Here is a 23,256-nt window from a genome sequence, read left to right as displayed (position 1 = left end):
CTGAAATGCGATCACACGCCGGTCGCGGGAATTCCACTCCGTTCGACAGGTCGCGGCGCGGTGAGCTCCTTCCAGGTCGAGAGCGCCGTGTTCACCACCGTATTGGGCGCGCGCTCAACGAATTTTCCGTGGCCTTCCTGGGTCTTGATTTCGCCATCCATGACCGCGACCTGCCCCCGTGTCAGCGTGTAGCGCGGCAAGCCCTTGACCTCCTTGCCCTCAAAGACATTGTAATCGATCGCCGATTGCTGCGTGGCGGCGGCAATGGTTTTTGTCTTCGCTGGGTCCCAGACCACAAGATCCGCATCCGCGCCGACCAGAACCGCACCCTTCTTCGGGTAGCAGTTCAGAATTTTCGCGATATTGGTGGAGGTTACGGCCACAAATTCATTCGGCGTCAGACGCCCCGTGGCGACGCCATGGGTCCAGAGCATCGGCATCCGGTCCTCCAGCCCGCCGGTGCCATTGGGGATTTTGGTGAAATCACCGACGCCATAGCGCTTCTGTTCGGTGGAAAAGGCACAATGGTCCGTGGCCACCACCGACAGAGAGCCCGATTGCAGACCGGCCCAAAGGCTGTCCTGATGCTGCTTGTTGCGGAACGGCGGCGACATCACACGACGGGCTGCGTGATCCCAATCCGCGTTGAAATATTCGCTCTCATCCAATGTCAGATGCTGGATCAGCGGCTCGCCCCAGACCCGCTTGCCCTGCATCCGGGCGCGGCGGATGGCCTCGTGGCTGTCTTCGCAGGAGGTATGCACCACATAGAGCGGCACACCGGCCATATCCGCGATCATGATGGCGCGGTTCGTCGCCTCGCCCTCGACCTGCGGCGGGCGGGAATAGGCGTGGGCCTCGGGGCCGGTATTGCCCTCGGCAAGCAGTTTCGCCGACAATTCCGCCACGACATCGCCGTTTTCAGCATGCACCATAGCGATGCCGCCAAGTTCGGAGAGGCGCTGAAAAGACGCATACATCTCGTCATCATTCACCATCAACGCGCCCTTGTAGGCCATGAAGTGTTTGAAAGTATTGATGCCACGGCTCTCGATCACGGTCTTCATCTCGTCAAAGACCTGCTCGCCCCACCAGGTCACCGCCATGTGAAAGGAATAGTCGCAGTTGGCGCGGGTGGATTTGTTGTCCCAGCGCTTCAGCGCGTCCAGCAGGCTTTCGCCGGGGCTGGGCAGCGCGAAATCCACCACCATCGTGGTGCCCCCGGCCAGCCCCGCGCGGGTGCCGGATTCAAAATCATCGGTCGAATATGTGCCCATAAAGGGCATCTCAAGGTGGGTATGCGGATCGATCCCGCCCGGCATCACATAACAACCGGTGGCATCAAGCACCTCGTCGCCTGCCAGATCGGGTCCGATTTCCGTAATCACGCCGTTCTCAATCAGAACGTCGGATTTATACGTCAGATCAGCGGTCACGATCGTGCCGTTCTTGATGACTTTGGTCATAGTACAACTCCCTGTCGGTCGACGCTGCGGCGCCGTTTGTTTGTCTCCCCGGCTGGGCGTCTTGCGGCCCTGTATCCCGGAGGTGCCGCGCGGACGCGACCGGGCATTCGCCCCTATCTCAATGATCGCCTATTCCACGATCTCTGCAGTCTCAAGCACAGCATGTAGCATGACATCCGTCCCCGCAGCAGCCCATTCCTTGGATATATCTTCTGCCTCATTATGGCTCAGCCCATCCACGCAGGGACACATGATCATCGCCGTCGGTGCCAGATCATTGATCCAGCAGGCATCGTGGCCGGCACCCGACACGATATCCATGTGACTGTAGCCCAGACGCTCTGCCGCATCGCGCACCGCCGAGACACAGCCCGCATCAAAGGTGACCGGGTCAAAATGGCCCACCGGCTCGATCTCAAGCCCAAGCCCCAGATCCTCTGCGATCTGTTTCGCCTGCGATTCGAACTGGGACCGCATGGCCGTCAGCTTCTCGAGATCGGGCGTGCGGAAATCGACCGTGAACACCACCTTGCCGGGGATCACATTGCGGGAATTGGGGTAGACGTCGCAATGACCAACCGCCCCCACCGCATGCGGCTGATGCGCCATGGCGATCTGATGCGCGGCCTCGGTCATGCGCGCCATGCCAAGCCCGGCATTGACCCGCATGTTCATGGGGGTGGACCCGGTATGGGCATCCTTTCCGGTCACCGTACATTGCAGCCACCACAGGCCCTGCCCATGGGTGACCACGCCGATGTCCTTGTTCTCCGCCTCCAGGATTGGCCCCTGTTCGATATGAAGTTCGAACATCGCGTGCATCTTGCGGGCGCCGACGGCCTCATCGCCGACCCAGCCGATGCGCTTCAGCTCATCGCCGAATGTCTTGCCCTCTGCATCAGTGCGCCCATAGGCCCATTCCTGCGTGTGCTTGCCCGCGAACACGCCCGAGGCCAGCATCGCCGGGGCAAACCGCGTGCCTTCCTCGTTGGTCCAGTTGGTGACCACAATCGGATGCTTGGTCCTGATGTCGAGGTCATTGAGGGTGCGGATGACTTCCAGCCCGCCCAGCACACCAAGCACACCGTCATATTTGCCGCCCGTTGGCTGCGTATCGAGGTGGGATCCCATATAGACCGGCAGCGCATCCGGATCCGTGCCTGCGCGGGTTGCGAACATATTGCCCATCGTGTCGAGCCCCATGGTCAGACCCGCCGCTTCACACCAGGTCTGGAACAAGGCCCGCCCTTCGGCGTCTTCATCCGTCAGCGTCTGGCGGTTGTTGCCGCCCGCCACGCCGGGACCGATCTGGGCCATTTCCATCAGGCTGTCCCACAAACGGTCGCCATTGATCTTCAAATTCTTTCCGAGAGTCGTCATCTCGTGTTTCCTTCCCTGTCGCCGGTCCCATCCTCATCTGCGGGATGAGTTGAATGCGGCTGCCTGCAGCCTGGGTCAGTGGCCGATCCGTTGGTCTGTCATATCCCGCAACCGGGGCAGATCCTGCGGATCGGGCAACCATACATTTGACCAACTGGTCAAACTCACGCTATCACCAGATCAGACTCAGTCAAGAAATTGCGCGCCTTCCGGGCCGTTTTAGATCAGAGTTGCTGGACAACTGAGCGAAAACGACGAGAGTTTAAGTTCGTCCCCAAAGCAAAGAGACCCGGCCCCCATGCCCAAAGACCGCAGCCCGACCAGAATCCAGAAACGCAATCGAGCCAATATTCTCGAGGCCGCGCTGGAGGTGTTCTCTCAAAACGGTTTTCGTGGCGCGACGGTAGACCAGATTGCGACGGCGGCCGGGCTGTCAAAACCCAACCTTCTCTACTACTTCCCATCCAAAGACGCGATCTTCACCGCCCTGCTCTCGGCGCTCCTCGACACCTGGCTCGATCCGCTCCGCGAGATCAACCCCGACGGCGACCCAATGGCAGAGATCCTCGCCTATGTGGAGCGCAAGCTGCAGATGAGCAAGGATATGCCACGAGAAAGCCGCCTGTTCGCCAATGAGATCGTGCAGGGCGCGCCCCGCATGATTGACGCGCTGTCGACGGACCTGCGGGTGCTGGTCGACGCCACGGAAGCCGTCTTTCTAGGCTGGATGGACGCGGGACGGATTGCCCGGGTACACCCGCGCCATTTGCTGTTCTCGATCTGGTCGCTGACCCAGCACTATGCGGATTTTGAGGTCCAGGTGCGCACTCTGATGACGCCAGACGACCCGTTTGACGGCGCCTCGGAATTCCTGGAAACCCTGTATCGACGCATGCTTACACCTCAAAGCTGACAGAACAGGACTGCGCCGTTTTGTTGTGAAAACGGACGCCCCGGGCCACGGCCCCACTGTCGGCCGGACGGCTCACCTGTTGGCTGACCTGTCGGCAGATCTGGCAGCAGACCGCGCACCGGGGCGAAACGCAAAGCGCCGCGCGAATGCGCGGCGCCGGGCCCAACGGGGAGGTCTGCATTTTCAATGCAGATCGCACGGGCGGGAGCCCCCCCTATTGCGCCGCTGCGGCGGAGGGGTTGTTTGGATGCACCGTCCAGTTGCTGTAGTCACCGCTCACAACTCTGCCGGTGCGTTCATCCACCTGCCCCACGGGGACCTCCTCCATGGTGATGCAGCCCTCGATCGGACAGACATTCACACAGAGGTTGCAGGCCACACATTCGTCATCCTTCACGGTGAATGTGCGGTCCGCCGACATCGCGATGGCCTGATGCGAGGTATCCTCACAGGCGGCAAAGCAACGCCCGCATTTGATGCAATCATCCTGACTGATCCGGGCCTTGGCGACGTAATTCAGATCCAGATACTGCCAGTCCGTGACATTCGGTGTCGCCATGCCCCGGAATTCCTCGATAGAAGCGTAGCCCTTCTCATCCATCCAGTCTGACAGACCCGAGATCATTTCCTCAACCACCTTGAACCCATAGGTCATTGCGGCGGTGCACACCTGCACATTCCCGGCCCCCAGCGCGATGAACTCGGCCGCATCACGCCATGTGGTAATCCCGCCAATCGCCGAAATAGGCAGGCCCGCCGTCTGCGGATCGCGGGAAATCTCCGCCACCATATTCATCGCGATCGGCTTGACCGCCGGACCGCAATAGCCGCCATGGGTGCCCTTGCCGCCAATCATCGGTTCCGGCGCCATCGCATCCAAATTCACCGAGGTGATGGAGTTGATGGTATTGATCAGGCTCACCGCATCGGCATTGCCCGCATGCGCGGCCCGGGCGGGATGACGGATGTCGGTGATGTTGGGGGTCAGCTTCACGATCACCGGCCGGTCGTAATATTGCTTGCACCACTCTGTGACCATCTGGATGTATTCCGGCACCTGCCCCACCGCAGAGCCCATCCCCCGCTCCGCCATGCCATGGGGGCAGCCAAAGTTCAGCTCGATCCCATCCGCATTGGTTTCCGCCACCCGCGGCAGGATCGCCTTCCATGCGGCTTCCTCGCAGGGCACCATGATCGAGGCAATGAGCGCACGATCCGGGTAGTCCTTCTTGACGCGGGTCATCTCGGCCAGGTTCACGTCCAGCGGGCGGTCGGTGATCAGCTCGATATTGTTCAGCCCCAAAAGCCGCCGGTCCGCGCCCCAGATTGCGCCGTAGCGCGGGCCGTTCACATTCACCACCGGCGGCCCTTCTGCGCCGAGCGTCTTCCAGACCACCCCGCCCCAGCCCGCCTCAAAGGCGCGGCGAACGTTGTATTCCTTGTCGGTCGGCGGCGCCGAGGCCAGCCAAAAGGGGTTCGGTGATGTGATGCCGAGAAACTCTGTTGTCAGATCAGCCATTTGATCTCTCCTTGTTCTGCTTGCTGGGTCCGGCAAAGCCGGTCACCGCTGGCTCAGCCCATCAGGCTTGCGTGAATATCCTCGGCCGCATCGCGACCCTCTGCGACGGCGGTCACGGTCAGATCGTCCCCACCCGAGGCACAATCCCCCCCGGCCCAGACGCCCGCAACCGAGGTCCGCCCGGTGTCGGCTGCGACCCTGATCTTGCCGCCGTCGATCTCCAGCCCCTCCGGCGCCTGTTGCAGGGTCTGCCCGATGGCCTTGTAGATCTGATCCGCCAGCACCCGCACCGTTTCGCCAGTGCCGCGAACACGTCCGTCGACAACCTCGGTATACTCCAGTTCGATCTCCACCGCCGCCCCCGCACCGAGGATCGCGCGGGGCATGACGTTGAACATCAGCTTGACGCCTCTGGACGCCGCAAGATCCTGTTCAAACCGGCTGGCCCCCATGGCGCTGCGATCGCGACGATAGGCGATTGTGACGTTTTCAGCGCCCAGCAGCTTTGACTGTACGGCCGCGTCAATGGCCGTCATCCCGCCGCCAATCACCACAACATTGCGCCCGACAGGCAGCGCGGTCAGGTCTTCGGCCTGTCGCAACTCCGCAATGAAATCAACCGCATCGCGCACGCCGGCCTTGTCTTCGCCCGCCGCGCGCAGGCTGTTGACACCGGTCAGCCCGATGGACAGGAAGACAGCGTCATAGCCGGTCTGAAGATCGGACAGCGTCAGCCCAACCCCGATCCCCTTGCCGTATTCGATTGAAATCCCACCGATCTGCAGCAACCAGGCGACTTCGCGGGCGGCAAAGCCATCGGTGGACTTGTAGGCGGCGATCCCGAACTCATTGAGGCCACCAGGCTTGGGTCTTGCCTCAAAAACAACAACGTCGTGTCCCTTCATCGCCAGACGATGCGCCGCCGACAAACCCGCCGGGCCCGCCCCCACAACGGCCACCGTCTTGCCGGTGCGGGCCGCGCGGGAGAAGGGATGCACGCCCTTGGCCATCATCTGATCGGTGGCAAACCGCTGCAGGCGCCCGATTTCGACCGGCTTGCCCTCCGCGACCTCGCGGACACAGACCTCTTCGCAGAGCGTCTCTGTCGGGCAGACCCGCGCGCACATCCCGCCGAGGATATTCTGGTTGAAAATCGTCTTGGCGGCGCTGTCCGCATGCCCGGCCTGGATCTCTCGAATGAACTGCGGGATGTCGATCGATGTCGGGCATGCGGTCATGCAGGGCGCATCATAGCAAAAATAACAACGATCCGCCGCGACGGCCGCCTCATGCGCATCGAACGGCGCGTGAAGGTCCGCGAAATTGTCTGCAATCTCGGCCGCGGACAAGCGTGCGGGCCGGATTCCGGATGCCTGGTGGCTACTCGCCATTGGGTGTCTCCCTCTTGGTAGTGAACGATGTGTTGGACAGATTTTTATGAGTTGTTGCGTTCAGAGTGCCACAGGATCATTTTTTATCAAATGGTAAAATTTTCCGACAACCCGTTTTCCGCCACATCCCAGAGCAGAAGACCGGTAGCGAGACCGGCAGCCGTTTGATTTCTCGTTGAAATCCGGACGCACAAAATGCAGGCACTCAATCGCGTATCGCGACCGCATCATGACGATGGTCGCGGCGTGAACGACCTGCATCCTGCGACCACTGCTGTCCTGCGCGGCAGTTTTGAAAACAATGCTCCCCCTCCCCAGTGGCGTCAGTCGCGGCGACAGCCCAAGGGCCGCACCGGGCGCAATTCGCGCGCACCTGACACAGGCTGCGGGGGGAGCGGCCCTGCACCTGTCTGCTCCCCGCCCCGGTATCGCGCGACCGGACCTCTTCGGCGCAGGGGTCGCCACGGGGCTTCAGGGGGCATCCAGGGGCGTCGCGTTCAGAAGAGGGTACCAGTCATATGACGCCCCCCCCTTCCTTGAGATCAAGCGGCGCGACCCGTCTGGCTCAGGGTCTGAACTCCTGTGAGACTGTGACGCCGGGAACCGATGCCTGCGAGGACGCAGTGCCGAACAGGAACGAGAAATCCGAGGCCAGCGTCGAGCTGCCTGCGATGGTCGCGCCCCGGTGGCAAATGTTGCAGGACGCGTCATCGGCGTTCGATCCGCCGCCGACCTTCTGCGCATAGGTCTCCATCGTGGTATTGGCGACCGGCTGATTGCCCTGGCTTTCGAAGCTGCCATAGTGCAGCGGCACCTTCGCATTCGCGCCCGGTTCGTTCATCGGCGGCGTCGGCGCGCCGTCCCACAGGACATTCACCAGCTTGTAGTACTGAAACACCGACGCACCGCCGCTTTGCGATTTGATCAGCGACTGCACGGCGCTGTTGAGGCTGTCCATCGCCTGAACCGTCGGAACCTCCCGCGTCACCTGAACCGGCTGATCGCGCGGAAAGAGATCCGTGCAGCCGGAGGACGAGCATTTGATGCGTGGCTGGTTCGGCGTTTCGCTGCTGCTCGGGTCGAAAAAGCTGTAGCCGCCGGGCGGGGGCGTTTCGCCGGTCTTTTCCTGAACGTTGTCCACCTGTTCAAAGGTCGCCCAGACAAAATCGGGAAAGGTCGAGGTCTTGTGGATGATGTGCAGGCCGACCAGCCCGACCACCTCCTGGGTGCAGACCCCGGTATCGGGCCGCAGCAGCCAGGTGCTGGCGGTCAGGTAGCGCGGGTATTGCGCCGTCATTCCGGTCAGCACGCGCCAGGCGGCCTTCAGCTCGAACGCGCCCAGCTCTTCCTGCGGCTGCGGCGTCGAGGGCGGACGCAGGATGCGCGCACCGGCAGGCAGCGACAGCCCCTGCGGCGTAGTGCCATCGGCATTGGTGGCGACCGACATCTGGGTCGCCGCGTCATAAAGCCCGGAGCCCGCGATATAGTCATATTCGGCTTTGCCCACGAGCCGCTCGAAGAACACCAGCTTGCCGCTCTGATCGGTCAGCCAGCCGCCCACCGCCTCCATGATCTCATCCGACTGCGAGGCCTGCGTGCCGGTGGTCAGGTTGAACCCATGCCTTGGATGGACCGCCGCCTTGCTGCTGGCCGTCAGCACCTTGGGATAGCTCCCGGCAGCGCGCAGTCCGGTGCTTTTGCACGATGGCGGCAGGGGCGGCCGCGTGCCCCAGGCATCGGGTGTCGCCGCGCCCGGCTTGAAGATACCGGGCGCGGGCATGAAGCTTTCCCAGACCGTCGCCCCCGCCATCGGCTGGCCACTGCCGCCGGGCTTGCCGAAATCGGCCATCGCGGCGCTGCGGTCTGGCTCTCCCGCTTTCGCAGGCACCCCCGGCCAGTCTGGATCGGCCGGCCAGTTCAGGCTGATGAACATCTGCCAGGAATAGCAGTTCACATCCGGCTGGGTGCTCAGGAAGGGCGTGTCGCTGGTCAGGAACAGCGGCGAGGCCGGGTTGAGAATGAGCTGGCTGGTGCAATCGGCCTGGGCGGGAGCCGCCAGTGCGAGGTAGACCCCGGCGGCCAGAGCGGCCCCCGAAAGCGAGCGGGCGAGGGACAGCATGACTTCACCTCCTAGATCGGGTTCAAAGAATATCGCGCGGGCCCCGCAGCTGACACGGGGCCGCACGTCGGATCAGGACTGCGGCACCATGGCCAGCCCATATTCCCACGGGTGGTCTTCGGGGGATGGGTCGGGCCCCTCGCCCGGGTTCAACGCGCGGATTTGCACCGGCCCGGGCTGAGCCCCGCTGCCTGTGCTCACGGTCATGATATAGCCCTGCGTCGTGCCGCCGTCGGTCTGTCCGGGCACCGCCGCCGCATCCTTCAGGAAGGTTTCGACCGTGGCAGTGATATTCGGGTCGGAAAACTGGATGCGGGCGTTCTGCGCGGTCGTGGACTTGTCCGCGCCCTGCACAATCAGCACGAAGCGGTTCTCCTTGCCTGGGTGCAGAAGCGCCGGCAGGTCGCTGGGCGATTGCCCGTAGAACAGGGATTCGGGCAGCAACTGTACCGGCCAGGGCTGCACGCCCGTCGTCCTGTCGGTGACACAAGGCACCGGGGCCGACGGCCCGGGAGGGGGGCGCAGGCTGACCGACAGAGCGATCTTCATCTGGTTCAGAATGATCGCAACACTGGAAATCGGCTGGCCGTTGATGGTGCAGTCCTCGATCGTGAAACCGGCATCTGCGGGGATTGCGAACTGCGCATGCAGGATCTGATCCGAGCCGCTCGGCCCGGTGCCTGCGGTGCCGCGCAAAATCTGCCAGAACTCCGTGAGATCCTCGCCGTTCGGGCCTTTCCAGGTCGAGAAATCCTGCGGCTGCTGAATGTATAGCCCGACCGGATCGGTCAGCGTGATCATCCCTTTGTAGGCTGCAGCATTGGCATTGAAGCCGATATTCGGGTCCGAGTTGCGGAAGTTCTGGCCATATTTCGCGCAGCAGATCAGGGTCTGCGGGTTCTGGCTGGCCGTGTCAGAGCGCGGGATTGTCGCGGCGGCGGCCAGGTAGATTTCGGCCGACAGCGTGTTGGGCGGCGATGTCAGATGCATCGCCCCGCCCCAGGATCCGGGCACCCGCACCGGGCCATTGTTCCATTTATTCGTCGGATCATAGGCGGGAAAGCCGGTGGTGGGATCGACCACCGGCTCGCCCTTTTGACCGGTCGGCTGATCGACGCTGTAGCACAGGAAAAGATCCTCCATGCGCACAGCCGGATCCGCATATCTCTGATAGAGGCCCAGCACCGCCTCGGGGTTCTGGCGCCACATGGTCAGGTAATAGGCCGGGTTCTCACAGGTGAAGTTGATCGCCTGCATCTTGCCTGCTTGATTGCGTTCAATCGACCATTCGCAATATTCGTCCTGCCAGCCGCGCGGCCCGTTCGGCGAGAATGGCACGTATTTCCCGGACCAATTCACCTGCGGGCAGCGCTCGGCGGGGATCTGCAGCTCGTCCTGGCCGTGCTGTACCGGGTTGAGGAAAAAGCGGTTGCCGCCCTGTGTGAAACTGCCGGTATCGGCCAGTGCATAGACCTCGTTCAGGGAAAGCGGCGCGCTCAGCTGGCCGCCCTCAACGATCCCCGCCTGCGTCAGAAAGGCGATCAGACGGTTCGGGAAGGGAACCCAGGACACCACGGCATCGCCCCCGGTGCCGAGGCCACCGTCGGTCAGCGGGTTGAAATACCCGGTGCGCGGCGCGTCGTTCAGGCTGGACCACGGGTCGCCAGTCAGGGCCGAGTTGGTCCAGCCGTTGACATTGCCGGACCAGCCCTGCTGGAAGGCCTCCAGCTGGCTCTTCGGCAGGCCCAGCATGTCGTAGTCTTTCGGTCCCTGATGGGCCGGCGTTGTGAAACGGTCAAAAGTCGTCATCTCTGTTCTCTCCATCTGGTCGCATTTCAGGCGCTGCAGCACTGGCCGGGCGCCCCTTTGTCGATCGGGGCGCAGCGCGCGTCACCCCAGTGAAAGAAGGGAACGAACCCCGGCAACGTTCGGTATTCGTCGGGCGTCACCTCGCGGTTTTCGTGCAGATGCGTGACCCGGATCGCCAACCCCGGATCGCTGCCCGTCGGCAGGCCAAGCGCCCGCGCGGCCGGAGCGGCATCCAGCATCCGGCTGACGCCATGGCGGATGCAGCGGCCCTTGTCGTCCTGGATGCCCATGCCGATGCGGCTGAACCGCCCGACGTAGGCCGGGTTCTCCGCCCCCGCCTGCCCCGCCTCACCGCCCAGGAACACATCGATGGCATAGCTGTCGTGCGTGCAGCGCACCCCGTCAAAGATCACCCAGGCCGCATGGGTTGCGCCAGCGGCGGCGGCAACAGCGCCCCGGCCGCCGCTGTGCTGCGCGCCCTTGAACTGTGGCGCTGCGGGCGGGCCGTAGTCGTAGCCAATGTGCCGACTGTCCTGCGCCATGTCGCCCAGCGTCGTGTAACGCCAGAGCTCGCTGGTCCGCTCATTGATCACGGCCGCGTCCTGCCCGACAAAGGGGCGCAGCGGCACACCGACCGAATACTGCGCCACCGGATGGCTGCGGATCCAACGCTCCAGCATCCGGTCGATATTGGCATGATAGGAGATGAACACCGGATCAAAGGCGGTATAGGCGTTGTCGGCCATGTCCGGCCCGATCCAGCCGTGATAATTGTCATGTGGCTGCTCGAAGGCGCCGTCAAAATTCTGGTCCCGGTAGGGATAGTCCTTGTCGGGCTGCGGCGGGGTGAAGGCCGGGATATTGGCCCATGGAAAGCCGGGGCTGCCCTGCGGCACGCTGAAGGTGTCAAAGGCAAGCGCATCGACCACCTGCTGCTGGAACAGCCCCGCCATGGCAAAAAGCCGCGCGCGTTCGGCGCGGTGGTCGTCGCCCCGGGTGTAGAACAGCGGGTCGCGGTGCACATAGAGGCAATCGCCGCCACGCTTGCCCGTCGCCGCGCAGTATTTGGACTGGCCGTCCTTGGCGGCGGCGAACCGCAGCGGGTTGGGACGGGTTTCCCGGGTCCCCGGGTGGACATAGGTTTCATCCAGAAAAGCCTGCGGCAGCCCCGCCTGTGGGCTATCGGGCTTGCTGGCGTCTGCAGCCATGAAATCCCAGTAGGGGATGGCGCAGCCCAGCAGGTTCTCCAGATAGACGAGGTAGGCGCGGTGCCACAGCGCGAAGGCCTCCTGATAATGCAGGCACCAGTTGGTGTGGATATAGGCCCACTTTTGCCAGGGCGCGGTTGGCGCGGGATTGCCAATGTCCATCACATCGTCAAGCCGGGCGCGGAAGTCATCGATCTCGGCGGCGCTCATCGCGGCAAGGTCGCGACGCATGCGCAGTTTGCCCCGCGGAACTGCAGGTTTGGGAATGCGCGGCGCCTCGTCAAAGGGTGCATGGGCATCGCGCCGCCATCCCTGATTGACCCAGAGCCGGAACGTCTCAAGCGCGTCGAGCGGCCAGAACTGGCGGGTATCGTCCGTCAGCGGCATAGATCGCGAGATCAGGTGGTCATAGATCGTCACCGACCACTCACGCACGGAGTCGTAGTCGGCCAGGTCGATCAGGTAGCCGCGCATGCATCCCAGCCAGCCCTGGCCGACCTTGGCACGATCCTCTGGCGGCAACCAGAAGGGCGCGGCAAAAAGGCCCTGAATGTCATCGACCCATGTCGGTTTCGCGGTGATCATTGTTCCCCCCATAGCAACGCCACCATGATACACGCATACCGTGCAAATTTTTTCTCACATTCCCGCCGATCGTGGTAAGAATGTTCTGGCCGTTGACCCGACAGAGAAAAATAATGCCAGATACCGATCTCGCCATCCTACGCGTCCTGCAGGAGGACTGTTCGCTCTCTCTCGAAGCGATCAGCGAGCGGGTGAGCCTTTCGGTGGCCAGCTGTCACCGGCGGATCAAGGCGCTCGAGGCATCCGGTGCGATTGCGGCGCGGCGCGCGGTGCTCGATCCCGCCATCCTTGGGTTCACCGTCACGGGGATCTTCATGATCAAGCTGGCGCAGGATGCATCCGGTGTCGATCAGCGCCTCGTTCGGCGCCTGCAAAGCCAGCCTGAGGTGGTGACCTGCTACCTCACCACCGGCGAGTTCGACTTCATCATGATCGCCAAGTTCCGCACCGCCGAGGCCTATACAGAATACATCTATAATTTCCTCGACACCTACAGCGATATCGCGATCCGCAATTACACCTCGTCATTGGTCGTGCGGTCCCTGCGCGAGACACCGGCCCTGCCGATATGAGGGAGCCACCTCTCTGACGGCCCCATGCGACGCCGCCCCCGCGGCCGCCTCCCCCGACAGTCCTTCCTTGGTGCCTTCTTTCTTTGGTGCCAGTCTTTCTTTGGTGCCAGTCTTTCTTTGATGCGAGTCTTTCTTTGCCACCGGTCTTTTGGCGGGTTCGGGACAAGGCCAAAACGGACAGGCCCTCTCAGGACGTCTTGGCCCAGGCCTATTGGTTCAGGCGCATTGGGCAAGGCGGCTGGCTCAGGCGGTTGCTCAGGCGGCTGGCTCAGACGGCCGGCTCACGAGACCGGTGTCACACCCCTGCCGTGATCACGCGATCTGGGGTGATCTCAGTCCTCCTGAGTGCCCACGAACATCCGGTCCTTGGCGGCTGTGATGTGATGGCGCATTGTCGCTTGCGCCACCTCGGGCTGTTTCAGACGGATCGCGTCCAGCACCGCGCGATGCTCTGCCAGCACCAGCTCCTGCCGCCCGGGGGCATCAAGAAGGGTCAGCGAGCGCGACAGCTTCACCCCATAGGCAATTTGCTCGTGCAGGGACTCCAGCACAGAGGAGAAAAACGGGTTCTTGGATGCCCGGGCCACCGCCAGATGCAGCCGTTGATCGGCATCCACGCCAAGCGCATTCTGCTGATAGGTCTGCTCCATCACCTGATAGGCTGCATCCATCGCCGCCAGATCCTCTTCGTCGCGCCGCCGCGCGGCCCAGGCTGCTGCCGCGCCTTCGACATCAATCCGAAACTCGTAACAGCGCTGCACGTCCGATACCGATTCCAGCGGCACAAAGCTGATGAGTTCGCGGTCGGGACGGCGCAGCACGTAGCTCCCCGAGCCACGGCGCGATTGCACGATACCGTCGTCCCGCAGCCGCGACAGCGCCCCGCGCACAACCGGCCGCGACACACCGAAGCTTTCGGCCAGCATCTCCTCGGTCGGCAAGCGACTGTGGACCGGGTATTCCTCTTCGAGGATCTTTGTCAGCAGCTGATCGTAGACTTGATCTGCCAATGAGGGACGCCGTGTCTCTGACACCGTGATCTCCTTATGTGTATACCGGGCGCGTACTCCGTCCCTTTTACAGGCCACGCGGCCTGAAATACAGAGGCCGCAGGCGCGGGACTTGAAGAGGGGTGCGCCTGCGGCCTGGGAAAGGGGACGATCTGGGCCCGAACGCCTAGCCGGACCCGGCAACGGCGGATGGTTTTGCCGGTTTGCGGATCACCAGGAAGTAGACGAAGACCAGCGTCAGCACGACAAAGAACAGGCTGTCGAGGTTGGTGAAAAACGTCGTCGCATCGCCGTTTGACAAGGCCAGGGAGCGGCGCAGGAACTCTTCCAGATTTGGCCCAAGGATATAGCCCAGCAGCATGGTGATCACCGGAAAGCCATTGCGCCGCAGGTAAAAGGCCAGAACCCCCATGCCAAGCGCCATGAACATCTGAAAGGTCGAAAAGGTTGCGACATAGCTGCCCACGACGGCCAGAAGCGCGATCACGGCGTAAAGCACATCCTTGCGGACCGAGACGATTTTGATGAAATACGGCCCGATCAACCACAGGGTCAGAGGGATCAACACCACAGCACTGAACAGCAGGGCCGCCAGCATCGGGGCGATCAGCCCCGCCTGGTCAGCCATCAACTGCGGCCCCGGCTGAATGCCGTTGATGACCAGAACGCCCAGCATGATCGCAGTGATCGGATCGCCCGGAATGCCAAAGGTCAGCATCGGCACCATCGCCCCGCCACAGACTGCGTTATTGGCGCTTTCCGATGCGGCGATGCCCTTCGGGTTGCCCTTGCCGAATGTCTCCGGCTCGGAGGAGGTGCGCACCGCTTCGGTATAGGCCAGGAACGATCCCATCGACCCCCCTGCACCCGGCAAAGTGCCGACGAAATAGCCGATCAGGCAGGATTTGAAATAGCATCTGAAGCCGATTTGCCGGATCTCCGCCAGCGGCGGCAGGAAATCGCGGCGGCGGATTTTGACCTTGTTGGCGGCTTCGGTGGCGGCGCTGATATCGATACGCGCGCAGGCCTGGGTCAGCACTTCGGCAATGGCAAAAGTGCCAATGATCACAGGCATCAGGTCGATCCCTGCGGTCAGGTTGGAATAGCCATAGGTGAAGCGGGTGATCGGCTCCATCGCGTCAAGCCCGACAGTGGCCAGCATGAGGCCGATACAGGCTGCCAGACCGGCCTGCGGAATCCGGCCGCGCTGCGCAATCACCACAACGATCAGCGCAAAGGCCAGCAGCGAGAATTTGCCCGTGGTTTTCACCAAAAGCGACAGTTCGGCCACAAAGGGGGCAAGCGCGATCAGCAAAAGCGCCCCCACCGCGCCGCCAAACATCGACCCCAGCGCCGCATGCCCCAGCGCGAGTGCGCCTTTTCCCTGCAGCTGCATGGGATAGCCATCAAGCGCCGTCATCATCGACGAGGGCGCGCCGGGGATATTGATCGTGGTGGCGGTGATCGAGCCACCGCACATGCCGGCCATATAGATGCTGGCGCAGGCCATCAGCGCCGTCTCCACGCTGAGCGAATACGTCAGTGGCAACAGCAGAGCCATCGCCAGCGTCGCGGTCAGCCCGGGAATGGCGGCGAAAATCGTCCCGATCACAAAGCCGAGGATGACGTAGGTGAAGTTGATCGGATCCGCCAACAGGGAAAAGCTGCTGAAAACGAGGAAGATGAAATCCATGGTTCAACCCCATAGTGTCGGGAGCCGGACCCCGAACAATTGCTGGAACATGACATAGGCAACCCCGACGATTGCAGCCGTGATGACCCCCTTGAGGATCAGCTTCTCGACATTTGAGAACAGCAGGATCAGCGCAAAGACGAAGAGGCCCGATGATATGAAATAGCCCAGTGGCCTGAACGCCACGATGTAGAAGAAGATCGCCACCACTACCCAGACATGGGTGTAGCCTTGCGCCTCGTTTTCCGGTGCCTCATCCTGCTCCTCATCCGGGGCGCCCTTTGCCGGAGCCTCTCGCTCGGCCCGCAGCGCCTGCAGGATCAGGATGCTGCAAAACACGATCGCCGCACCGCCGACAAGGATCGGAAAGAACGCGGGCGTCAGCCCGCTTTCGGCAATCGGTGCGCCCAGTCTCAGGGCCGTCACCAGATAGCCGGCAGACACTGCAAGAGTGACACACAGAAATACCATTTGCCTGTTCAAGAACATCGCCGTCTCCCGGACTGGGTGTGATGGGGCCGCCGGCGCCGGGCGGCAGTCGGTGCGGGGGAAACCGTGGCACCAGGGCCCCCGGTGCAGAATAAAACCGGCGGTTGGCCAGCCGCGCGATCCTCTGCGTCGCTGGCGCCGCCATGGCCATGTCTCCGGCATGTCGACCGGAGACATGGGTCGCGTGCAGGATTAAAGGCCCAGTTCGTCCATCAGCGTGAACGTCTTGTCCTGCAGTGCGTCAACCCAAGGCCCCACCTCCTCGGAGCCCAGCCAATCGGCGGTCACGCCGATCTGTGCCAGCCAGTCCTGGAATTCCGCACTGTCGTAGGCGGCCTTGAAAGTGGCTTCCAGCGTTTCGACCGCATCATCCGGTGTGTTGGCTGGCGCTGCCAGCACGATGAAGGACCCGGTTTGCAGGTCGTGCCCTTTGGATTTCAGCGTTGGAACATCGGTGTAGGTCGCGTTCTGCACCGATGTCAGCTCGACCACGCCTTTGGCATCGCCGGAGGACAGCAGGCCGCTGAAATCGCCAAGGCTGGAAATCGCCGCATCCAATTCGCCCGACAGCAGCGCTTCGGCTTCGGCGCTGGAGGACCCGGCATAGGTGATCACGTTGAAATCAACGTCGAGCAGTTTTTCCAGTTGCATCACCGAAAGATACGGACCAGACTCTTTCGGCGCCACGCCGACGCGCAGCTCGCCGGGGTTTGCCCGCGCCCGGGCCACCAGATCCTCAAAGCTCTCGATGCCCGAATGTTTGGAGACAACAATGGCATCGGCCTCCGAGGTGACCCGCGCGATCAGCTTCATGTTGTCGAGCGCATACCCCGGCACCATCTGGCCGCGCGGCAGGGTGATGACGCTGTCATAGGTCATCACACCGACGGTATGGCCATCGGGACGGGCATTGGTCATCTGGATCAGACCGGTCGCGGTGACGGCGCCGGCGATGTTTTCCACATAGATGGATTTCGGCAGATCCTGCTCGGCGATATTGCTGATTTTGCGCGAGATCGCGTCCGCACCGCCCCCTGCGGGCCATGGCACGATGAGGCGAATGTCGCGGGTCGGAAACTCGGCCGCGGCGACGGATGCCCAAAGAACGCCCGCGCCAAGCGCGATACCAAGGGTGGTTTTCAGGTTTTTGTAAAACATAGATCTGCTCCTCCTATACAGATGTCGGGTGCCAGAAAGCTCTGGCGTCGTGCATGCGTCGCCCGGTGCAGGCAAATCCTGGGTGGCCGGTTCGTCGTCATGGGTGGTGGTCAGCGCAATTGAAACCGGGTTGCGCCAAATGGCTGTCGCGCTGCGGAGGCACGGGTCACTGACAGATCCCTATCTGCCTGCGCGCGCGCCGTGCATCCCTGTGTGCGCCTTGTGCGCGCCTTGCGTGGGCACGCCCTGCCCGCGCTTGGATACACGCTCGCCTGTGCCGTCAATGTGACCAATGCGCTCCTCCCCATTCGTCTCGCAACATTGCTTCTCCGGGCGCTTCTCCGGATGCCTGACTGCTGCGGCGAGGCCTTCGAAGCTTGGGTAACACTAGGCACACAAATTTTACAAATCAACACAAATATGGCGATTTTGGCGTGATTTTTGCCCTCAAGAGCATGATATTTGTTCAACTAATGCACATATATCGCGAAATTCAGACTGGATTTCTCCCCCAGCTTGCCCCGTATTCTCCCCCGGCTCGGTCAGTCGTCAAAAGTTGTAACCTCCCCCCGCCTTGCAACCGGACCAGCCCGCCCTCACAGGGGCGGCGGACTGATCCGGCAGACCGCATATCAGACGGGGCGAAGATCGGCGGGCAACAGGGCCTCGGGCAGGTTTTGATAGCATACCGGCCGCAGGAACCGGCGGATTGACAGCGTGCCGACCGATGTGGCGCCAAAGTTGGTCGAGGCCGGATAGGGTCCGCCATGAACCATGGTGTCAGCGACTTCGACCCCGGTCGGAAAGCCATTGGCCAGCACCCGTCCGGCCATCTGCTCAAGCACCGGCAAAAGCGCGCGCGCCAGATCCATGTCGCCCTCGTCCATCTGCAGCGTGGCCGTCAGCTGCCCCCTGAAACGGGTTGCAACGGCCTGCATCTGCTCTGCGTCTTTCACCCGGATCACCAGGCCCAGCGGGCCAAACACCTCCTCCGACAGCGCTTCGTTTGCCATCCAGTCTTCGGCCGAAACGTCGAACAGATAGGGCGCGGCAGAGCGGCCTTCGCTGGTGCTGCTCAGCAGCGATTTCACGCCAGCCCCCTCCGACACGCGGCGCGCGCCGGCGCGATAGGCGTCGGCCATGCCATCGCTCAGCATTGTCTGCGCGGCAACAGCCTGGAGCCCGTCGCGGGCAGCGCGCGTGAAGGTCTCCGCCTCCGGACCGTCCACGACAATGGCAATCCCGGGGTTGGTACAGAATTGGCCAACCCCCATGGTCAGGCTCCCCGCCCAGCCCTTGCCAAGATCGCCCGCGCGCGCCGCAGCCGCCGCCGGCAGCACGAACATCGGGTTCACGCTGCCCAGCTCGCCAAAGAACGGAATTGGCTCGGGCCGCCTGGCACATAGGTCAAACAACGCCCGCCCCCCGCCGAGGCTGCCGGTGAAACCAACCGCTTTGATCCGGGGATCGGTAACGAGGGCTTCGCCGACCGCGCGGGTGCCGCCCTGGACGAGGCTGAAAATACCGCCGTCCATGCCAAGCTTGTCCAGCGCCGCCACGATGGCGTCTCCGACAATCTCGCCGGTGCCGGGGTGCGCGCCGTGGCCTTTGACCACGACCGGACACCCTGCGGCAAGCGCTGCCGCCGTGTCTCCGCCCGCGGTGGAAAAGGCCAGCGGGAAGTTCGAGGCACCAAACACAGCAACCGGGCCGATCGGTCGCTGCATCATCCGCAGATCAGGACGCGGCAATGGCTGGCGATCCGGCAAAGCAGTGTCATGACGGCGGTCAAGATAGGTGCCCTCGCGGATGTGGCTGGCAAACAACCGCAGCTGGCCGGTGGTGCGGCCACGCTCGCCCTGAAGCCGGACCTCGGGCAGCCCGGTCTCGGATGTCCCGATTTCAGTGATCTGGTCGCCGCGGGCGTCGATCTCAGCGGCGATGGTGTCCAGCAGCACTGCCCGTTCTTCGCGCGTGGACGCGGCAAAGCCCTGGAATGCCGCATGCGCCGCGGCACAGGCTTCGGCGACCAGATCGGGCGATCCGGCTGAATATTCAAAGGCGGTGCCCTGGGCCGGAGCGGAGGAAAACTTCGTCTCGGCGCCGACGCGCCTGCCGGCAATCAGGTGGTTCCCATGGGGGGCAAATGTCATGTTTATCGTCCCGTCTTTTCGCGCCATGCGTTGAATTTAGTGATGCTCTCTTCGTCGGTACCGGGGTAAAGACCGATGATCCCCGCACCCTGGTTGACCTGCTCCAGGACGAAATCCTCATAGGCTTCCATTTCGCTGCACTCCGCTGCGATCTCATCCGCGAGATGTGCGGGGATGACCATGACGCCATCGCCGTCGCCCAGCATAACGTCGCCGGGAAACACCGCCGCATCGCCGCAGGAAATCGGGACATTGATGTCGATCGCCTCGTGCAGCGTCAGGTTTGTCGGGGCCGAGGCGCAGGCGAAATAGGCAGGCATATCGAGCGCCCCGATGCCCGCCGCGTCGCGCACACCGCCGTCAGAGACCACCCCCGCCACCCCCCGCTGCTGCAGCCGGGTGACAAGGATTGAGCCGGCCGTGGCGGCGCGACTGTCCTTGCGCGCATCCATCACCAGGACGTGACCTTCGGGACAGGTCTCGACGGCGACGCGCTGTTTGTGATCGCGGTTGCGAAAGACCGTGATCGGGTTGCGGTCTTCGCGCGCCGGGATATAGCGCAGGGTGAAGGCCTGACCGACCATGGTCACCGGCTTGCGCTCGACTGGCGTGACGCCCTGCACGAATTGATTGCGTAGCCCGCGTTTATAAAGCGCGGTGGCAACAGAGGCCGTGGAAACACTGCGCAGTTTGTCGCGCGTCTCGTCGGACAGGGTATACTCGGTCATTTCTTTTCCTATGGTCTCGCGTTTTGCAGCCGATAGTCAGGCAGGCGTTGCAACTCTCTCCCCCGGCTCGTCGCAGCCGCACGGCTTCGGTCCCGGATCTTCCGGCAGCATCGCAGCCGCTCGTTCAAAAGCATTGCATCTGCAGCTACAGGCCTTTCGCCAATATGTCAACATTTGTAATATGTATTTAGCTCCACCGCCGATAATTGGCCCCAATATCCCCAATTCGGTCCATATCCAAGGGATTTCGCATCCTAATTATTACAGCCTTGACAGCAACGATCCGCGACACGCATTCACCAACCCGATCGGCCATAGGGCAGCCAGGCAACGCTTTCGGTGCTGATCGCCCCCGCACCGGCATGCCAATGCCGTGGTAGGCGCCCCCCCCCAGACAACACACCCAACGACACCCCGAACAACACACCGGATAATTTCCCGGATAGTTCTCCAGGCACGACCGCCGACCTGCAGGAGCAGAGGTCAGCCGCCCGCCGCCGCGCCGAGGACACCCGGCGCCCCAAAATCTGCCGCCTAAATTCCAGGCACTACCCCGCCCGAAACCGGGTCTCGGCAACCGTGGCTTTGAAAATGTTCAAAATAACATTTGAAAATGTTCATAGCTTGCACTTAGCATCTTTATAGGAAACCCAAGGAAGATCGCATGTTTGATCCGACATCGCCGTTCAAGGGCAAAAACGACCCGCTTGTCCCCGCGCAGAAAACCAGCTTTGCCGAGGACCGGCTGAAGGTCGCCGTTCAGTCATGCGAACTACTGCCCGGCTCGATTGCGACCGAGGCGCAGCTCTCAGAACGGTTTGGGTTGGGCCGCGCCGCCGTGCGTATCGCACTGGCGAGGTTGTCGGCACAGGGGCTGGTACATCCCATTCGACGCGCGGGCTGGAAGGTGCTTCCGGTCACCGGCGGGCTGATCGGTGATGTGATCTCGGCGCGGCGACAGGTGGAGTCCTGCCTTGCCGAGGCGCGCCCCGACGCATCAGCGCTGGACCGCCTGAACGAATTGGCTGAAATGATTGACGTGCTGGCAGACCAGCGCGACGCGGCCAGCATCACAACGCGGCGCGCCTATGAGCGCGCGTTGCTCGACCTGCTCTCCGAAACCGTCGGGAACCATCTGATGACCCATTTCCTCACCGGGCTATGGGACCACTCCGAACGTATCCTGCGCTTTCTTGAAACCCCGGCTTTGCCTCCCCTTGCGGCCTGCGAGGCGCGGAAACTGGTGGAGGCTGCCGCGGTTGGCGACGGCGCACGGATCGCCGCCCTCCGAATGGCCGATATTGCCGCATTCCAGGAATTTGCCGTTGCGGGCCTGATGCGCAACCGCACCGAGCTTGGCGTTGCAACAGACGCCCAAGACGCCTCGTCCAACAACGACCAGTCAAGGTCGGATACAGGCGCAACCCCCGGGACAACAGTCGCAGACGAGTCCGGGATCCTGTCCAACAAAGGAGTGACCTCATGAAAGCCACCAAGAGGGCGGCGCGTTTCGCGCTGCCAATTGCCCTATCCCTGGGGGTCGCGATTTCCGCGCTCACCCCCGCCTATGCAAAGGACGTCCTGACCGTCGATCTGGTGAACGAGCCGTCATCGCTCGACCCACACCAGCAGTGGAATCCGGACAGCTACTACATTTACCGCAATATTTTCGACAACATGGTAACCCGCAATGACGCAGGCGATATTGAGCCGCAGATTGCGACCGAATGGAAACGGATCAGCGACACCGAGACCGTCTTCACCATCCGAGACGATGTGACTTTTCACGACGGCACGCCGCTCACGGCTGAGGATGTGGTCTATACAGTCGAACGGATCACCGACACAGATTTCGCCTCTCCGCAGCTCGGTCAGTTCAACAAGATCATCAAGGCCGAGGTGACCGGCGACAATGAGGTCACACTGACCACCGACGGCGCCTATCCGGCACTGCTGGCACAACTGGTGAAACTCTCGATCGTGCCGAAACATATCGCGTCGACCATGACCTCGGCGGAGTTCAACGAAGCCCCGGTCGGCTCCGGCCCATATGTTTTCTCAAGCTGGGACCGTGGCGTCTCGGTCACCGTGACGAAGAATGACAACTACTGGGGCGACAAGGGTCCGTTCGAATCCGTCGTCTTCCGCGCCGTGCCGGATGCGGCGACCCGCGTGGCGGACCTTCAGGCCGGCGCCGCAGATCTTGTGGTGACGCTGAACACCGATCTCGCGCAACAGGTCGAAAACGGCGGACAGGGCAAGGTCCTCACCGTCAACACGGAACGGGTGGCCTATTTCGCGATGAACAGCGCCCTTGCGCCGCTCGACCAGCCGGACCTGCGCCGGGCGATCGGCCATGCAATCGACCGCGAAGCCATCGTCGAAGGCCTGCTGGGGGGCTATCCGCAGATCGTCGACCAGATGCTGTCTCCCGCCCATTTCGGCTGGGCCGAGGGCATCGAGGGGTTCGACTACGACCCCGAAAAAGCCCGCGAACTCATTGCCGGGCTGGAGACCGCGCCGGAGGCCGAGATCGAACTGGCGACGTCACCTGTCTTCGATCAGCGCGTGGTTCAGGCCATCCAACAGATGCTGACCGATGTGGGGCTGAAGGTCTCGATCGAAACCAACGACATGGCGACATGGCTGAAGGATCAGCAAACCTCTCCGGAGCAGGCACCGATGCTGACCTTCTCGCGCTGGTCCTGCGCCTGTCAGGATCCGGACGGGATCATGTACCCCCTGCTGCATTCCTCTTCCAACTGGAGCCGGGTGAAGGATGGCGAAATCGACGCTCTGCTGGACGCGGCCCGCAGCGAATTGGACGAGGCCAAACGCGCGGAGCTCTATGCCCGGATCAATCGCATGGCGCTGAGCGATGCGGACATTCTGCCGCTCTATCAGGCCGCGATCATCTACGGCGCGGCTGAAAATCTGGACTGGCAGCCGACCTCCAACGAAAGCCTGTTCATCAACCGCATGAGCTGGACCGAGTGACCGGCCCTGGGGCCGCGCCGGATGCACGGCCCCTCATTCCCGCAGCTTTGAAGGAAAGATCAGACC

17 protein-coding genes are annotated in these 23,256 nt (G+C 62.6%); 4 read left to right on the top strand and 13 right to left on the bottom strand.

Annotated features, from left to right (window positions below):
- Positions 1-11: 11 nt before the first annotated feature.
- Positions 12-1,466 (bottom strand): dihydropyrimidinase, encoded by a 1,455-nt coding sequence (gene hydA, locus FGE21_RS02060; protein ID WP_139661248.1) that lies wholly within the window; start codon positions 1,464-1,466, stop codon positions 12-14.
- 129 nt (positions 1,467-1,595) lie between these two features.
- Positions 1,596-2,846: a Zn-dependent hydrolase gene (locus tag FGE21_RS02055; protein ID WP_139661246.1), complete on the bottom strand. Its 1,251-nt coding sequence runs from the start codon at positions 2,844-2,846 to the stop codon at positions 1,596-1,598.
- A gap of 298 nt (positions 2,847-3,144) precedes the next feature.
- Here FGE21_RS02055 and FGE21_RS02050 point away from each other — a divergent pair, with 298 nt between their 5' ends.
- Positions 3,145-3,759: a TetR family transcriptional regulator C-terminal domain-containing protein gene (locus tag FGE21_RS02050; protein WP_139661245.1), complete on the top strand. Its 615-nt coding sequence runs from the start codon at positions 3,145-3,147 to the stop codon at positions 3,757-3,759.
- 214 nt (positions 3,760-3,973) lie between these two features.
- Here FGE21_RS02050 and preA read toward each other — a convergent pair whose 3' ends face one another.
- From preA to FGE21_RS02025, 5 genes are all read right to left on the bottom strand, one after another.
- Positions 3,974-5,278 (bottom strand): NAD-dependent dihydropyrimidine dehydrogenase subunit PreA, encoded by a 1,305-nt coding sequence (gene preA, locus FGE21_RS02045; protein ID WP_139661243.1) that lies wholly within the window; start codon positions 5,276-5,278, stop codon positions 3,974-3,976.
- Positions 5,279-5,331: 53 nt separating this feature from the next.
- Positions 5,332-6,669, bottom strand: coding sequence for an NAD(P)-dependent oxidoreductase (locus FGE21_RS02040; RefSeq protein ID WP_139661241.1), 1,338 nt, complete (start codon positions 6,667-6,669; stop codon positions 5,332-5,334).
- 565 nt (positions 6,670-7,234) lie between these two features.
- Positions 7,235-8,788 (bottom strand): hypothetical protein, encoded by a 1,554-nt coding sequence (locus tag FGE21_RS02035; RefSeq protein WP_139661239.1) that lies wholly within the window; start codon positions 8,786-8,788, stop codon positions 7,235-7,237.
- A 72-nt stretch (positions 8,789-8,860) separates the two neighbouring features.
- Complete coding sequence (locus tag FGE21_RS02030; RefSeq protein WP_139661237.1) at positions 8,861-10,597, bottom strand: hypothetical protein; 1,737 nt, start codon at positions 10,595-10,597, stop codon at positions 8,861-8,863.
- Positions 10,598-10,623: 26 nt separating this feature from the next.
- Positions 10,624-12,390 carry a tyrosinase family protein gene (locus FGE21_RS02025; protein WP_139661236.1) on the bottom strand — a complete coding sequence of 589 codons (1,767 nt, stop codon included), beginning with the start codon at positions 12,388-12,390 and terminating at the stop codon, positions 10,624-10,626.
- A gap of 113 nt (positions 12,391-12,503) precedes the next feature.
- Here FGE21_RS02025 and FGE21_RS02020 point away from each other — a divergent pair, with 113 nt between their 5' ends.
- The gene (locus FGE21_RS02020; RefSeq protein ID WP_139661235.1) at positions 12,504-12,962 is read left to right on the top strand and encodes an Lrp/AsnC family transcriptional regulator; all 459 of its coding nucleotides are present in this window, start codon (positions 12,504-12,506) and stop codon (positions 12,960-12,962) included.
- Between the two features lie 332 nt (positions 12,963-13,294).
- On the opposite strand, the gene FGE21_RS02015 is transcribed toward FGE21_RS02020, so the two are convergent.
- From FGE21_RS02015 to FGE21_RS01990, 6 genes are all read right to left on the bottom strand, one after another.
- Positions 13,295-13,996, bottom strand: a complete 702-nt coding sequence (locus tag FGE21_RS02015) for a FadR/GntR family transcriptional regulator (protein WP_139661233.1) — start codon at positions 13,994-13,996, stop codon at positions 13,295-13,297.
- A 142-nt stretch (positions 13,997-14,138) separates the two neighbouring features.
- Positions 14,139-15,665 (bottom strand): tripartite tricarboxylate transporter permease, encoded by a 1,527-nt coding sequence (locus FGE21_RS02010; RefSeq protein ID WP_139661231.1) that lies wholly within the window; start codon positions 15,663-15,665, stop codon positions 14,139-14,141.
- Positions 15,666-15,668: 3 nt separating this feature from the next.
- Entirely contained in the window at positions 15,669-16,136 is a 468-nt protein-coding gene (locus FGE21_RS02005) for a tripartite tricarboxylate transporter TctB family protein (RefSeq protein WP_255731235.1), read from the bottom strand.
- A gap of 210 nt (positions 16,137-16,346) precedes the next feature.
- Entirely contained in the window at positions 16,347-17,312 is a 966-nt protein-coding gene (locus FGE21_RS02000) for a tripartite tricarboxylate transporter substrate binding protein (RefSeq protein WP_139661228.1), read from the bottom strand.
- 632 nt (positions 17,313-17,944) lie between these two features.
- Positions 17,945-19,465: an aldehyde dehydrogenase (NADP(+)) gene (locus FGE21_RS01995; RefSeq protein ID WP_139661226.1), complete on the bottom strand. Its 1,521-nt coding sequence runs from the start codon at positions 19,463-19,465 to the stop codon at positions 17,945-17,947.
- 2 nt (positions 19,466-19,467) lie between these two features.
- Entirely contained in the window at positions 19,468-20,193 is a 726-nt protein-coding gene (locus FGE21_RS01990; protein WP_139661225.1) for a ribonuclease activity regulator RraA, read from the bottom strand.
- A 664-nt stretch (positions 20,194-20,857) separates the two neighbouring features.
- Here FGE21_RS01990 and FGE21_RS01985 point away from each other — a divergent pair.
- Both FGE21_RS01985 and FGE21_RS01980 read left to right on the top strand, forming a co-directional pair.
- Entirely contained in the window at positions 20,858-21,679 is an 822-nt protein-coding gene (locus FGE21_RS01985) for a GntR family transcriptional regulator (RefSeq protein ID WP_139661223.1), read from the top strand.
- Positions 21,676-23,190 (top strand): ABC transporter substrate-binding protein, encoded by a 1,515-nt coding sequence (locus FGE21_RS01980; protein ID WP_139661221.1) that lies wholly within the window; start codon positions 21,676-21,678, stop codon positions 23,188-23,190. Before FGE21_RS01985 ends, FGE21_RS01980 begins: the two co-directional genes overlap by 4 nt.
- Positions 23,191-23,256: the final 66 nt, after the last annotated feature.

It is taken from the genome of Phaeobacter sp. B1627 (genome assembly GCF_006265095.1).
In the GTDB taxonomy this organism is placed as follows: Bacteria; Pseudomonadota; Alphaproteobacteria; order Rhodobacterales; family Rhodobacteraceae; genus Epibacterium.
This window is presented reverse-complemented; position numbering and strand designations above follow the sequence as displayed.